The following is a 13,000-nucleotide window of genomic DNA, read 5'->3' as shown; positions in this document are numbered from 1 at the left end:
AGGCCGCGCAGCACGGCCGCCAGTCCCCCGCGGAACTCCTCGTCGGGGCCGAGGCGGCGGGCGTGCCGCGCGGTCTCGGTCAGGTGGGGGAACTCGTCGGCGGGCAGCGCGGCGATGGCGGCGGTCCCCTCCCCCTCCAGCGGGCCGAGGTGCTCCAGCTGGATCGCGCCGATGACGTAGGCGATCACGGCGCGCAGCGCGATCGCCGCGCGCGGCCCGTCGATGCCCGCCTCGGCGAGGATCCGGGCGACGGTCTCGCCCCAGCACAGCGAGCCCGCCGAGGCATGGCGGTGGGTGAGCGTCAGCGGCATGATCGCGGCGTGCGCGCCGAACGCGTCCCGCAGCCGCAGCGCCATGGTCTCGATCCGCGCCTCCCACGGCCCCTCGCCGGGCGGCGCCGGGTCGACCTCGGCGTAGACGAGGTCGACGACGAGCCCCTCCAGCTCTTCGCGGTCGCGCACGTAGCGGTAGAGCGCCATCGTGCTCATCCCGAGCTCCTTGGCGACCGCGCGCATGGACAGCCCGGCGAGCCCGTCCCGGTCGATGACGGCGAGCGCGGCTCGGGCGAGCCTCTCGGTGCTGAGCGAGCGTGGTCGAGGCATGGCGCTTGACAGCGTACGGCATACGCTTACGATCGTAGGCGTATGCCGTACACCTAAAGGAGACGCCCATGCATCTCGCCCCCGGCTCCGACATCCCGCCGCGCGAGCTCACCCCGGTCAACGGCCCGCCGGTGCGGGTGCCCGACCCCGGCCGCCTCGTCCACCTGCAGTTCCGCCGGTTCGCGGGCTGCCCGATCTGCAACCTGCACCTGCGCTCGTTCACCGTCCGGCACGCCGAGATCGAGGCCGCCGGCGTCCGCGAGGTCGTCGTGTTCCACTCGTCCGCCCGCGAGCTGCGCGAGCACGTCGGCGGCCTCCCGTACGCCGCGGTCGCCGACCCGGAGAAGCGGCTGTACGCCGAGTTCGGCGTGGAGTCCGCCCGCCGCGCGCTCCTGGACCCCCGAGCCTGGTGGACGATCCTGCGCGCCGTCGCCGCCGGCACCTGGCAGGTCGCGCGGGGCCGGGCGCGGGCGCCGAAGGCCCGCCCGGACGGCGGGCGCCTCGGCCTGCCCGCCGACTTCCTCATCGGCGCCGACGGCCGCGTGCTCGCCGCCGGATACGGCGAGCACGCGGCCGACCACTGGAGCGTCGACGACCTCCTCGACCTGGCCGCCCAAGCCCCCGCCGCCTCCGGGAGGCGGTGAGGCTCAGCCCCGCACGGCCAAGACGAGCTTCCCGGTCGTGGCGCCCGACTCGATGCGCTTGTGCGCCTCGGCGGCCCGCTCCAGGGGCAGTTCCTCGACCTGGACGCGCAGGTCCCCCGACGCGACCGCGGCGAGGGCGCCGCGCAGGGCGCGCCCCGCCTCGGCCGGCGCGATCCCCGCGAACGCGGCGAGGTTGAACCCGGACACCGTCTTATTGTCGAACCACAGCTCGTTCGCCGGGATCCCCACGTCGTCCGCGCCGGAGGCGTTGCCCATCACGACCATCCGGCCCATCGGGGCGAGCGCGTCCAGGCTGGTGCGCCGCGCGGCGCCCCCGACCATGTCCACGACGATGTCGAACCCGCGGCCGCCGGTGAGGCCGGCGACCGCGTCCGGCAGGTCGTCGCGGAGCACGACGTCGTCGTAGCCGAATCCGCGGGCGGCCTCGATCTTCGCGGGCCCGCCGACCGTCCCGGCGACCCTGCCCGCGCCGAGCCGCCGGGCGGCCTGGCCGAGCTGGCTGCCCACTCCCCCGGCCGCCGCGTGCACCAGCACGCTCTCGCCCGGTTCGATGCGCGCGACGCGGTCCAGGACGAGGAACGCGGTCGTGCTGTTGGACGGGACGGCCGCAGCGACGTCCAGTCCCAGGTCCAGCCCGTCGAGCGGCGCGACGAGGTCGGCGGAGGTGACGGCGACCTCGGCGTAGCCGCCGCTGTCCACGATCGTCAGCGCGGCGACGGGCTGGCCCTTGCGCAGCCCCTCGACATCCGGGCCCACCGCCCGGACATGGCCGGACACCTCGATGCCGGGGACGAACGGCAGCGGCACGTCCACCACGCCCTGCCGGTACAGGACTTCGGCGAAGTTCGCGCCCGCGTACGCGACGTCGATGGACACCTGGCCCGGCCCCGGCTCGGGTGCCTCCATCTCGGCGGGGCGCAGCACGTCCGCGCCGCCGAACTCGGGAATCGTGATGGCCTTCATCAGTATCGGTCTCCTACTGCCGCTGGAACGCCGTCCAGCTCGGCCAGGTCGGTTCCGGTGAGGTCCAGGTCGGCGGCACCGGCGTTCTCGTGCAGGTAGCGCCGCTTCTTGGTGCCGGGGATCGGGATGACGTGCTCGCCCTGAGCGAGCGTCCACGCGATCGCGACCTGGGCGGGCGTGGCGCCGTGCCGTTCGGCGACCGCCTTGACGACGTCGACGATGCGCAGGTTGGCCTTCAGCGCGTCCTCCCGGAAGCGCGGGTTGACGCCGCGGAAGTCGGTGTCCTCGAAGTCGGCGGACGTGATCGTCCCGGTGAGGAACCCCCGGCCGAGCGGCGCGTAGGGCACGAACACGGCTCCGTTCTCGGCGCACCAGGCGACGACGTCGCCGGGCCCTTCCCCGGTGCCGCCGGTGTGGCCCATCGAGACGCCGGCCATCCCGCCCGGCGCGCCCGCGGCGTCGCGCGTCCACAGCGACAGCTCCGACTGGACCGCGGCGACCGGGTGGATGGCGTGCGCCTCCGCGGCCTGCGCGACGCTGACCTCGGACAGGCCCAGCCGGCGGACCTTCCCCTCGGCGACCAGCTCGGCCATCGCGCCCCAGCTGTCGGCCAGCGGCACGTCCGGGTCGACCCGGTGCAGGTAGTACAGGTCGATCACGTCGGTGCCGAGGCGGCGCAGGCTGTCCTCCGCCGACGCCTTGACGTGCTCGGGCGTCCCGTTCCGGACGAGGTTCCACGACGCGTCCTCCGGGACGACCAAGCCGGTCTTGGTCGCCAGGACCGCCTCGTCCCGGCGCCCCTTCAGCGCGCGGCCGATGAGCGCCTCGTTGTGGCCGTCGCCGTAGGGCTGCGCGGTGTCCAGGAACGTCACGCCGAGGTCGAGGGCCTCCCGGATGAGCGCGACCGAGGCGTCGTCGTCGCGCTCCGAGGCGGTGTAGGCCCAGCTCATCCCCATGCAGCCGAGCCCGACGGCGCCGACCGGGGTACCCGCGAAATCACGCGTCCTCATGAGTCCTCCTCAGTGGTTCCCACTTACGAGGACGATCATGCTGGGCGCGCCGCGGACCCGGCAGAGTCCGCTCATCATGGGTGTGGCACCACCACCCTGGCGGGCCGGTTCAGCCGGCGGCGGCCATTCTCCGGCGCGCCATCAGCCGGTCGAACCGCTCCTGCGTGCCGGTGCCGGGACGCGGGTTGAACAGCACCAGGGTGCAGCCGGGGCGGTCGGCCAGCGGCAGCAGCGTCCCCTCGAAGACCAGCTCGCCCGCGTCCGGATGCCGGATCCCCTTCACGGCCTGCGTGCTCCCGCTCACGTCGTGGCGGGGCCACAGCTCGGCGAACTCCGGGCTGACGGCCAGCAGGCCGGCGATGATCCGGCCGTACTCGGGGTCGTCGGGGCGGAGGGCGGCGTCGGCGCGGAACCGCGCGACGACGGAGGGCGCCGCCGCGGCCCAGTGCGTGTGCATCGACCGGTAACGGACGTTGGTGAAGTACGTGACCAGGCAGTTGTGGTCGGTGTCGCCGTAGCCGAACACCTCGCGGGCCGCGTCGTTGATCGCGACGAAGTTCCAGTACCGGTCGCGCACGTACGCGGGCCGCGGCGACCACGCGTCCAGCACCCGCCGCAGCTCCGGCGTGATGGGGGCGGCGGGGCCCGCCTCCGCCTGCGGCGGGTTGAGCCCGGCGAGCAGGTAGAGGTGCTCGCGCTCGGCCCGGTCCAGGCGCAGGGCGCGCGCGATCGCGTCCAGCACGTCGCCGGACACCTTGATGTCGCGGCCCTGCTCCAGCCACGTGTACCAGGAGACGCCGACCCCGGCGAGGACGGCGACCTCCTCGCGGCGCAGGCCCGGCGTCCGGCGCCGCCCGCCGTCGGGCATGCCGACGTCGGAGGGGGTGAGCCGGGCGCGGCGGGTCCGCAGGAAGTCGCGCAGCTGTTCGCGGCGGCCGGTGGCGGGAGTCGGGCTTGCCATACCGCAACGATATCGGCCGCGGACGCCCGCGACGGGGGTCAGGCGACGGGAATCAGGCGACCGCGCCCGCGGCGCGGAGCGCGGCGATCGCCGCGTCGTCGCGGCCGAGTTCGCGCAGGACGGCGTCGGTGTGCTCGCCGAGGGCCGGGATCGGGTCCATGCGGGCCTCGATGCCCGCGAACGTGATCGGCGGGAGGAGCGCCGGGATGGCGCCGACCGGGGAGCCGACCTCGCGCCAGCGGTCCCGCTCGGCCAGCTGCGGGTGGGCGATCAGGCCGTGCCCGTCGTTCAGGGAGGCGTTGGCGACGCCCGCGTCGTCGAGCCGCCTCAGCAGCTCGTCGCGGCCCATCCCGGACGTCACGGCGGCCACGATCGCGTCGACCTTCTCCCGGTTGCGGACGCGCGCCCGGTTGGTCGCGAACTCGGGGTCGGTGACCAGGTCCGGCCTGTCCAGGACGCCGGCCGCCAGCGCCGCCCAGCCGCGGTCGTTCTGCACGCCGATGACGACGTCCGCCCCGTCGGCGGTGGGATAGGCGTCGTAGGGGGCGATCACCGGGTGGCTCAGCCGGGTGCGCGGCGGCGGGGAGCCCGTGAAGAGCGTCGTGTACATCGCCTGGGTCATCCACTCGGCGACCGCGTCGAACATCGAGACCTCGATCGACGCGCCCTCGCCGGTGCCGCCGCGGCGGACGAGCGCGGCGAGCACGCCGGAGAACGCGTACATGCCGGCGGCGATGTCGGCCAGCGGCGAACCGGCCTTGACGGGGGTCTCCGGCGTGCCGGTGACGGAGATCAGGCCGGCCTCGGCCTGGACGAGCATGTCGTAGGCGCGCTTGTCCCGGTACGGCCCGCTCGTCCCGTATCCGGACATGTCCACCACGATGAGGCGGGGGTCGCGGGCCCGGAGCGCGTCCGCGCCGAACCCGAGCCGCGCCGCCGCGCCGGGCGCCAGGTTCTGCAGGAACACGTCGGCGCGCGCGACCAGGTCGGCGAGGATCGCGCGGCCCTCGTCCCGCTTCAGGTCGAGCGCCACCGACTCCTTGGACCGGTTGAGCCAGGCGAAGTGCGTGCCGAGCCCGCCGCGCACCGCCGAGTCGTAGGCGCGGGCGAAGTCGCCGCCGTCCACCCGCTCCACCTTGATGACGCGGGCGCCCTGGTCGGCGAGCTGCCGCGTGGCGAACGGCGCCGCCACCGCCTGCTCCAGCGCGACGACCGTGATCCCCTCCAGCGGCAGCGGGGAGCCGGCGTCCTCCGGAAGGCGTCCACCGGCCCCCCGCCGAGGCCCGGCCGGCGCTCCCCGCTCCGCTCCGGTCACCGGTCAGCCCTCCAGCAGCCGGCGGCCGATGATCATCTTCTGGATGTCGGCGGTGCCCTCGCCGATCAGCAGCATGGGCGCCTCCCGGTAGAGCCGCTCGATCTCGTACTCCTTGGAGTAGGCGTAGCCGCCGTGGATGCGGAACGCGTCCTCCACGACCTCTTTGCAGTACTCGCTGGCCAGGTACTTGGCCATGCCCGCCTCGAGGTCGTTGCGCTCGCCGGAGTCCTTGCGGCGCGCCGCCATCACCATCATCTGGTGCGCCGCCTCGACCTTGGTCGCCATCTCGGCGAGGCGGAACAGGACCGCCTGGTGCTCGGCGATCGGCCTGCCGAACGTCTCGCGCTGCCGCGCGTAGCCGAGCGCCAGCTCGTAGGCGCGCTTCGCGACGCCGCAGCCGCGGGCCGCCACGTTGACCCGGCCGACCTCGACGCCGTCCATCATCTGGTAGAAGCCGCGTCCCGGCGTCCCGCCGAGGATCCGGTCCGCGGGGACGCGGTACCCGTCGAAGACCAGCTCGGTGGTGTCGACGCCCTTGTAGCCCATCTTCTCGATCTTGCCGGGGACGGTCAGGCCGGGCGCGACCTCGCCGAACCCCGGGGTCTTGTCGATGAGGAAGGCGGTCATGCCCCGGTGCCCGGCGTCCGGGTCCGTCTTGACGAGCGTGGCGACGAGGTTGGCCGAGGCGCCGTTCGTCAGCCACATCTTCTGGCCGTCGATCACGTAGTCGGCGCCGTCCGGCACGGCGCGGGTCGTGATGGCGGAGACGTCGGACCCGCAGCCCGGCTCCGACATCGAGAACGCGCCCCGGATCTCCCCGGTCGCCATCTTCGGCAGGTAGTGGGCCTTCTGCTCGGGCGTCCCGTGGTGGGTGATCATCCAGGCGACGATGAAGTGGGTGTTGACGATGCCGGACACGCTCATCCAGCCGCGCGAGAGCTCCTCCACGACCAGCGCGTAGGTCAGCAGCGACGCGCCGAGCCCGCCGTGCTCCTCGCCGATCGTCAGGCCGAAGAGCCCGAGGTCCTTCATGCCGTCCACGATCGCCTGCGGGTAGGCGTCCGCGTGCTCCAGTCCGGTGGCGACCGGGAGGATCTCCTTGTCGACGAACGCGCGGACGGTCGCGACGATCTCGCGCTGCTCGTCCGACAGCCCGTGCGTCTGCTGCAGCCTGCTCACTCCTGCTCCCCTCTAGCGGCCCTCGAAGCGGGGCGGGCGGCGCGCGGCGAAGGCGGCGCGGCCCTCGGCGAAGTCGGCGCTGCCGAACAGGGCCGCCTGCTCCTCGCGCTCGGACTCCAGCAGCCGCTTCAGGCTGCGGTCGGCGCGGGCCAGCAGCCGCTTGGCGGCGGCGACCGGCAGCGGGGCGAGCGCGGCGGCCTCGCCGGCCAGTTCCAGCGCGGCATCGAGGGCCGTGCCGGACGGGACGAGGGAGTCGGCGAGCCCGATCTCGTAGGCGCGGTGCGCGGTGACCGTCCGCCCGAACAGCAGCATCTCCTTGGCGCGGCCCATGCCGACGCGCTGCGGGAGCGTCCAGAGCAGGCCGCCGTCCGCGACGAGGCCGACCTTGCCGAACGCGGCGACGAACCGGGCGTCCTCGGCGGCGACCACGTGGTCGCAGACGGCGGCGAGGGACACGCCGAGCCCGGCGGCGGCGCCCTCGACGGCCGCGATCACCGGCGTCCCGCAGGTGGCGATGAGCCGGACGGCCTTGTGCACGGGCGCGAGCCGGGCCCGCACGGCGTCCGGGCCCGCGCCCTCCATCGACCGGATGTCGCCGCCCGCCGAGAAGGTCCCGCCCGCGCCGGTCAGCACGATCGCCCGGACCCCGGGGTCGCCGGCGGCGCGCCGCAGCTCCTCCAGGAGCCGCTCGCGCATCGGGACGTCGATCGCGTTGCGGGCCTCCGGCCGGTTGAGCGTGAGCACGCGCGCCGCGCCGTGGGCGGTGACCGTGACCACCGGGTCGTCCATCAGCCCTCCCAAAAATTTTTTATACGATACGGCGGCGCGCCGTGCGGCCTCACTCCGCCCCCGCCTCCCAGAAGCCCTGCGCCTCCAGGTGGACGACCAGCAGGGTCCCGGCGTGCCGGATGTGGGCGCGCATCGCCTGCCGCGCGGCGGCCTCGTCCCCGGCCCGCAGCGCGGCGAGGACGAGGTGGTGGTCGTCGACGGACGCCCGGGTCCAGCCGTCGATGCTCGCGTAGAAGCGGCGCGGCGCGTACCGGACGACGGTCCGCAGCAGCCAGGCCGTCTTCGGCGACCCGGCGCACAGGTTGATCAGCCGGTGGAACTCGTGGTTGGCGGTCTCGATGCCCGCCGAGTCCCCCGCCTGGAACGCCGCCTCCAGCTGCGCCTGGAACCGGTCGAGCGAGGCCAGCTCCGCCCCGGTGATCCTGCCGGCGGTGCGGGCGGCGAGCTCGCCGGCGAAGTACGCCTGCGCCTCGAACAGGTCCTGGACGTCCTGCCGGGTCAGCGGCGCCGGCATGAACCCGCGCCGCGGCTCCAGGGTGACGAACCCCTCGCCGCGCAGCGACAGCAGTGCCTCCCGGACGGGCGTGACGCTGATCCCGAGGTCCGCGGCGATCCGCTCCAGGCGGAGGAACTCCCCATGCCCGACCTGGCCGGACATGATGAGCTCGCGGACGTAGGCGGCCACCTCGTCGCTCAGCTGGCGGCGCCTGCCGAGGACCGGGCCGCCGGGACGGGCAACGGTCATCGTCTCTCCCGTACGGCTGCGTGACGGGGTGTATTTTCGCATCAAATATATGAGAGATCACCGCTGCGCGGGAGGGAGGGCGAGGGATCGTGTTCATGCTCAGCGACGAGGAGCGCGCCATCGTCGAGGTCGTCGCGGACTTCGTCGACAGGGAGGTCCGCCCGGTCGCCCGGGAGCTGGAGCACGCGGGCGCCTACCCCGCCCGGCTCATCGACCGGATGAAGGAGCTCGGCGTGTACGGGCTCGCCGTGCCGGAGCCGTACGGCGAGGCCGGCGTGTCCAAGGCGTGCTACGCGCTCGTCACCGAGGAGCTGGCCCGCGGCTGGATGTCCCTGGCCGGCGCGTTCGGCGGGCACACGGTGGTGTCGCACCTGATCGCCGTGTTCGGGACCGGCGAGCAGAAGGAGCGCTACCTGCCCCGGATGGCGACCGGCGAGCTGCGCGCCACGATGGCGCTCACCGAGCCGTCCGGCGGCTCGGACCTGCAGGCGATGAGCACGACCGCGCGGCGGCGCGGCGACCGGTACGTCGTCGACGGCGCCAAGATGTGGATCACCAACGCGCGGACGTCGGGGCTCATCGCGCTGCTGTGCAAGACCGACCCGGACGCGTCCCCGCGCCACACGGGCATGAGCATCCTGCTGGTGGAGAAGGGCCCCGGCCTGACCGTCTCCCGCGACCTGCCGAAGCTCGGCTACAAGGGCGTGGAGAGCTGCGAGCTGTCCTTCGACGGCTACGAGGCGCCGCTCGACGCGGTGCTCGGCGGCGCGGAGGGGCGCGGCTTCGCCCAGATGATGCGCGGGCTCGAAGTCGGCCGCATCCAGGTCGCGGCCCGCGCGCTCGGCGTCGGGCGCGCCGCCCTGGAGGACTCCCTGCGCTACGCCCAGGAGCGCGAGGCGTTCGGGAAGCCGATCTGGCGGCACCAGTCGGTCGGCAACTACCTCGCCGACATGGCCACGCAGCTGCGGGCGGCCCGGCTGCTCACCCTCGACGCCGCCCGCCGCCTCGACGAGGGCGAGCGCTGCGACATGGAGGCGGGCATGGCCAAGCTGTACGCGTCGGAGGCGGCGATGCGGATCGCGCTGGACGCCGTGCGCATCCACGGCGCGGCCGGCTACTCCACCGAGTTCGACGTCGAGCGCTACTTCCGCGACGCGCCGCTGATGATCGTCGGCGAGGGGACCAACGAGATCCAGCGGAACGTGATCGTCAAGCAGCTCATCGAACGCCACCGGATCTAGGGGGCGGCGGCCGGGTCCTCCCCGGAGCGGATCCAGTCGAACGTGCGCTCCACGGCGCGCTTCCAGTTGTCGTACTCGGCGGCGCGGCGCGCCGGCTCCATGGCCGGCACCCACCGGGCCGCGCGGTGCCAGTTGCGCCGCAGCCCTTCCAGGTCGGCCCAGTAGCCGACGGCGAGCCCGGCGGCGTAGGCGGCGCCGAGCGACACCGTCTCGACCACCATCGGCCGCTCCACCGGCACGTTCAGCACGTCCGCGACCATCTGCATGACGAGGTTGTCGGACGTCATGCCGCCGTCCGCCTTCAGCTCCTTCAGGGAGAGCCCGGAGTCGGCGTTCATCGCGTCCACCACCTCGCGGGTCTGCCAGGCGGTCGCCTCCAGCACGGCCCGCGCCAGGTGCCCCTTCGTGATGTAGGACGTGAGGCCGACGATGATGCCGCGCGCCTCGCTGCGCCAGTGCGGCGCGAACAGCCCGGAGAACGCGGGGACGATGTAGCAGCCGCCGTTGTCGCCGACCGAGCGGGCGAGGGTCTCGATCTCCGGCGCGGTGCCGATCAGCCCGAGGCCGTCCCGGAACCACTGGACGAGCGCGCCGGTGATCGCGATCGACCCCTCCAGCGCGTACACGGCCGGCTCGCCGCCGATCTTGTAGCCGACGGTGGTGAGCAGCCCGTTGTCCGACTTCACCGGCGCGGTGCCGGTGTTCATCAGCAGGAACGCGCCGGTCCCGTAGGTGCACTTGGTCTCGCCGGGGGCGAAGCACGTCTGCCCGAACAGCGCGGCCTGCTGGTCGCCGAGCGCGGCGCCGATCAGCACCCCGGGGAACACGCGGCGGGCCGTCCCGTAGGTCTCGGTGGACGACCTGATCTCCGGCAGCATCGCCCTCGGCACGCCGAAGAAGTCGAGCAGCCCGTCGTCCCAGGCCAGGGTCTGCAGGTCCATCAGCAGGGTGCGGCCGGCGTTGGTCACGTCCGTGACGTGGACGCCGCCGTCCACGCCGCCGCTGAGGTTCCAGACGAGCCAGCTCTCCATGGTGCCGAACAGCACCTCGCCGCGTTCGGCGCGCTCGCGCAGGCCGGGCGTGTGGTCGAGCAGCCAGCGGATGCGCGGGGCCGAGAAGTAGGTGGCGAGGGGCAGCCCGCTGCGCTCGGCGACCATCGCCGCGCCGGGGGCGCGGGCCAGCTCGTCCACGAGGGCGCCGGTGCGCATGTCCTGCCACACGATGGCGCGGCCGATCGGGACGCCGGTCACCCGGTCCCACAGGACGGTCGTCTCCCGCTGGTTGGCGATGCCGACCGCCGCGACCTGATCGGCGGTCACGCCCGCCTGGGCCAGCGCCTCCGGGGCGATCCGCTCCAGGTTGCGCCAGATCTCCATCGGGTCGTGCTCGACCCAGCCGGGTCTCGGGAAGTGCTGCCGGTGCTCGCGCTGCGCGACCGACACCAGGCGCCCGCCGTGGTCGAACAGGATGCACCGGGTGGACGTCGTGCCCTGGTCGATCGACATCACGTACCGCTCGGTCACGCCCGGCCCCCTCCCCGCGGAAGCCCGGGCGCGCCGTCACCAGCGCGAGCCGCCGAGGTCGCGGGAGACGGCGCGGGCCGCGTCCCGCACGTAGGCGACGAGGCGCGGCTCGGGGACGCGGCGGGCGTCGCAGATCCGCTCGACCGCGCCGGAGATGCCGATGGCGCCGACGACGAGGCCCCCGTACCCGCGGATCGGCGCGGCGATGCCGGCGTCGCCGATGGACAGCTCCTCGACCTCGGCGGCCCAGCCGTTCTCCCGCACCCGGGTGGCGGCCCGTGCGAGCTCGCGCGGATCGGTGATGGTGCGGCGGCAGTACGACTCCAGGACGGTGTCGCGGATGGACGCCGCCGCGTTGGCGTCGTGGGCGAGCAGCGCCTTGCCGAGGGCGGTGGCGTGCAGCGGCAGCAGGGACCCGACGTCCATCGCCTGGAGCGTGTCGTCCGGGCGGAACACGTGGTGGACGACCAGGACCCGGCCCTCCAGCAGCGTCCCGATGCGGACGGCCTCCCCGCTGCGCGAGGCGAGCGCGTCGGCCCAGTTGATGGCGCGGGAGCGCAGCTCGTTGACGTCCAGGTAGCTGGTGCCGAGGTGCAGCAGGGCGGCGCCCAGCTGGTACTTGCCCGTGCCGCCGTCCTGCTCGACGAAGCCGACGCGCTCCAGGGTGCGCAGGATGCCGTGCGCGGTGCCCCGGGCGAGCCCGAGCGACCTGGCGATCTCGCCGACCCCGAGCCGGCCCGAGCTCGCGGCGAGCAGCCGCAGGATCGCGGCGGCGCGCTCGATCGACTGCACAGGTCCGGGCATGGATCCGATCGTAGTTGTCCCGGCATGATGCCGACAATGTCGGCAGCCGTCGTAATCGCCGTCGTTAGTGCCGCGAACTGCCCGGATTCTGTGATCTCGTGCACGGACTGGAGGGTAACCCGCACCGAGCGAAGGGGAAAGTGTTCGACATTGTCGGCAGCGCCCTGTTGTCGGCGGTTCCGTCCCGGCTTAGCGTCCTGGCCAGCCTCACGGGGCTCGCGTCCACCCCACGTCCGAGGAGTGCCCATGACGGAACGCACCGCGGAACGGCCCAGAATCCCCGGATTCGCCGGCGAGCTCGCCGCCGAGTTCGCCGGCACCATGATCCTCATCCTGTTCGGCGTCGGCGTCGTCGCGCAGGTCGTCGCCGGCGGCTCCGGCCTCGGCGGCCACGACAGCATCGCCTGGGCCTGGGGCCTCGGCGTCACCCTCGGCGTCTACACCGCCGCGCGGATCAGCGGCGCCCACCTCAACCCCGCCGTCACGATCGGCCTCGCCGCCTTCCGCGAGTTCGCGTGGCGCAAGACGGCGCCCTACATCGCCGCGCAGACCGCGGGGGCGTTCGCCGCGGCGCTGATCGTCCGGTGGAACTACAGCGAGGTGCTCGCCGCCGCCGACCCCGGCCACACCATCAAGACGCAGGGCGTCTTCTCGACCCTGCCCGGCAACGGGACCCTCCCGGTCGGCACCTGGGGCGCGTTCCGCGACCAGGTCATCGGCACCGCCATCCTGCTCTTCGTGATCAAGGCGCTCACCGACGTGCGCAACGCGCCGCCGCTGGCCAACCTCGCCCCGTTCATGATCGGCCTGCTGGTGGTGGCGATCGGGATGGCGTTCGGCACCGACGCCGGCTACGCCATCAACCCGGCCCGCGACTTCGGTCCCCGGCTCGCCTCGTTCCTCACCGGCTACGGCGGCGCGTGGCGGGACCAGTACGGGCACCTGTACTTCTGGGTCCCGATCGCCGGCCCGCTCATCGGCGGCGTCCTCGGCGTCGGGCTCTACAAGGCCCTGATCGGGCGCTTCCTCCCCGCCGAGGAGGAGGTGCCCGAGAAGATCGCCAAGCCCGAGCCGCAGTACGAGACGGCGTGACCCGTCCCTCCCCTACGTCCCAGGAGACCGCACGCATGGCCGACTTCGTCGGAGCCCTCGACCAGGGCACGACCAGCACCCGCTTCATGATCTTCGACCACGGCGGCAACG

Annotated in this window: 13 protein-coding genes; 3 read left to right on the top strand and 10 right to left on the bottom strand. The window is 73.8% G+C overall.

All coding sequences use genetic code 11. The features are described 5' to 3' along the window. Window positions 1-602, bottom strand: a 602-nt coding sequence (locus ACIWVC_RS32215; RefSeq protein ID WP_396454997.1) for a TetR/AcrR family transcriptional regulator, incomplete at its 3' end; no start/stop codon positions are given. Between the two features lie 68 nt (window positions 603-670). Between ACIWVC_RS32215 and ACIWVC_RS32210 the strand changes: the two genes are divergently transcribed. Next, window positions 671-1,246 (top strand): peroxiredoxin-like family protein, encoded by a 576-nt coding sequence (locus ACIWVC_RS32210; protein ID WP_396452300.1) that lies wholly within the window; start codon window positions 671-673, stop codon window positions 1,244-1,246. A 3-nt stretch (window positions 1,247-1,249) separates the two neighbouring features. Here the strand turns inward: ACIWVC_RS32210 and ACIWVC_RS32205 are convergent, their stop codons facing one another. From ACIWVC_RS32205 to ACIWVC_RS32175, 7 genes are all read right to left on the bottom strand, one after another. Next, window positions 1,250-2,230, bottom strand: a complete 981-nt coding sequence (locus ACIWVC_RS32205; protein WP_396452302.1) for a zinc-binding alcohol dehydrogenase family protein — start codon at window positions 2,228-2,230, stop codon at window positions 1,250-1,252. Beyond that, window positions 2,230-3,240 carry an aldo/keto reductase gene (locus ACIWVC_RS32200; protein ID WP_396452304.1) on the bottom strand — a complete coding sequence of 337 codons (1,011 nt, stop codon included), beginning with the start codon at window positions 3,238-3,240 and terminating at the stop codon, window positions 2,230-2,232. Before ACIWVC_RS32200 ends, ACIWVC_RS32205 begins: the two co-directional genes overlap by 1 nt. Before the next feature lie 109 nt (window positions 3,241-3,349). Beyond that, the gene (locus ACIWVC_RS32195) at window positions 3,350-4,201 is read right to left on the bottom strand and encodes a helix-turn-helix transcriptional regulator (RefSeq protein ID WP_396452306.1); all 852 of its coding nucleotides are present in this window, start codon (window positions 4,199-4,201) and stop codon (window positions 3,350-3,352) included. A gap of 52 nt (window positions 4,202-4,253) precedes the next feature. Beyond that, on the bottom strand, window positions 4,254-5,516 hold the full coding sequence (locus ACIWVC_RS32190) for a CaiB/BaiF CoA transferase family protein (RefSeq protein WP_396454996.1): 1,263 nt from the start codon (window positions 5,514-5,516) through the stop codon (window positions 4,254-4,256). A gap of 3 nt (window positions 5,517-5,519) precedes the next feature. Then, complete coding sequence (locus tag ACIWVC_RS32185; RefSeq protein ID WP_396454995.1) at window positions 5,520-6,695, bottom strand: acyl-CoA dehydrogenase family protein; 1,176 nt, start codon at window positions 6,693-6,695, stop codon at window positions 5,520-5,522. Window positions 6,696-6,707: 12 nt separating this feature from the next. After that, window positions 6,708-7,484: an enoyl-CoA hydratase/isomerase family protein gene (locus ACIWVC_RS32180; RefSeq protein ID WP_396454994.1), complete on the bottom strand. Its 777-nt coding sequence runs from the start codon at window positions 7,482-7,484 to the stop codon at window positions 6,708-6,710. 49 nt (window positions 7,485-7,533) lie between these two features. Further along, on the bottom strand, window positions 7,534-8,229 hold the full coding sequence (locus tag ACIWVC_RS32175; protein ID WP_396454993.1) for a GntR family transcriptional regulator: 696 nt from the start codon (window positions 8,227-8,229) through the stop codon (window positions 7,534-7,536). Between the two features lie 95 nt (window positions 8,230-8,324). Here ACIWVC_RS32175 and ACIWVC_RS32170 point away from each other — a divergent pair, with 95 nt between their 5' ends. Continuing rightward, window positions 8,325-9,470, top strand: a complete 1,146-nt coding sequence (locus ACIWVC_RS32170; protein WP_396452316.1) for an acyl-CoA dehydrogenase family protein — start codon at window positions 8,325-8,327, stop codon at window positions 9,468-9,470. Here ACIWVC_RS32170 and glpK read toward each other — a convergent pair. After that, a complete protein-coding gene (gene glpK, locus ACIWVC_RS32165) occupies window positions 9,467-10,993 on the bottom strand; it encodes a glycerol kinase GlpK (RefSeq protein ID WP_396452318.1) in 1,527 nt (508 codons plus the stop codon). The genes ACIWVC_RS32170 and glpK overlap by 4 nt on opposite strands. A 36-nt stretch (window positions 10,994-11,029) precedes the next feature. Next, window positions 11,030-11,797 carry an IclR family transcriptional regulator gene (locus tag ACIWVC_RS32160; RefSeq protein WP_396452320.1) on the bottom strand — a complete coding sequence of 256 codons (768 nt, stop codon included), beginning with the start codon at window positions 11,795-11,797 and terminating at the stop codon, window positions 11,030-11,032. A gap of 246 nt (window positions 11,798-12,043) precedes the next feature. Between ACIWVC_RS32160 and ACIWVC_RS32155 the strand changes: the two genes are divergently transcribed. Next, complete coding sequence (locus tag ACIWVC_RS32155) at window positions 12,044-12,889, top strand: MIP/aquaporin family protein (RefSeq protein WP_396452322.1); 846 nt, start codon at window positions 12,044-12,046, stop codon at window positions 12,887-12,889. The last annotated feature ends 111 nt before the right edge of the window (window positions 12,890-13,000 follow it).

It is taken from the genome of Actinomadura sp. (genome assembly GCF_044508335.1).
Lineage (GTDB): Bacteria > Actinomycetota > Actinomycetes > Streptosporangiales > Streptosporangiaceae > Spirillospora.
Note: the sequence above shows the minus strand (reverse complement) of the source record. Positions and strands in the feature narration are given on the sequence as shown.

Bases quoted from the DNA above. Each gene is read 5' to 3' on its own strand.
- ACIWVC_RS32210 (WP_396452300.1), top strand. From the start codon at position 671: ATGCATCTCGCCCCCGGCTCCGACATCCCGCCGCGCGAGCTCACCCCG.
- ACIWVC_RS32205 (WP_396452302.1), bottom strand. From the start codon at position 2,230: ATGAAGGCCATCACGATTCCCGAGTTCGGCGGCGCGGACGTGCTGCGC.
- ACIWVC_RS32200 (WP_396452304.1), bottom strand. From the start codon at position 3,240: ATGAGGACGCGTGATTTCGCGGGTACCCCGGTCGGCGCCGTCGGGCTC.
- ACIWVC_RS32195 (WP_396452306.1), bottom strand. From the start codon at position 4,201: ATGGCAAGCCCGACTCCCGCCACCGGCCGCCGCGAACAGCTGCGCGAC.
- ACIWVC_RS32180 (WP_396454994.1), bottom strand. From the start codon at position 7,484: ATGGACGACCCGGTGGTCACGGTCACCGCCCACGGCGCGGCGCGCGTG.
- ACIWVC_RS32175 (WP_396454993.1), bottom strand. From the start codon at position 8,229: ATGACCGTTGCCCGTCCCGGCGGCCCGGTCCTCGGCAGGCGCCGCCAG.
- ACIWVC_RS32170 (WP_396452316.1), top strand. From the start codon at position 8,325: ATGCTCAGCGACGAGGAGCGCGCCATCGTCGAGGTCGTCGCGGACTTC.
- ACIWVC_RS32160 (WP_396452320.1), bottom strand. From the start codon at position 11,797: ATGCCCGGACCTGTGCAGTCGATCGAGCGCGCCGCCGCGATCCTGCGG.
- ACIWVC_RS32155 (WP_396452322.1), top strand. From the start codon at position 12,044: ATGACGGAACGCACCGCGGAACGGCCCAGAATCCCCGGATTCGCCGGC.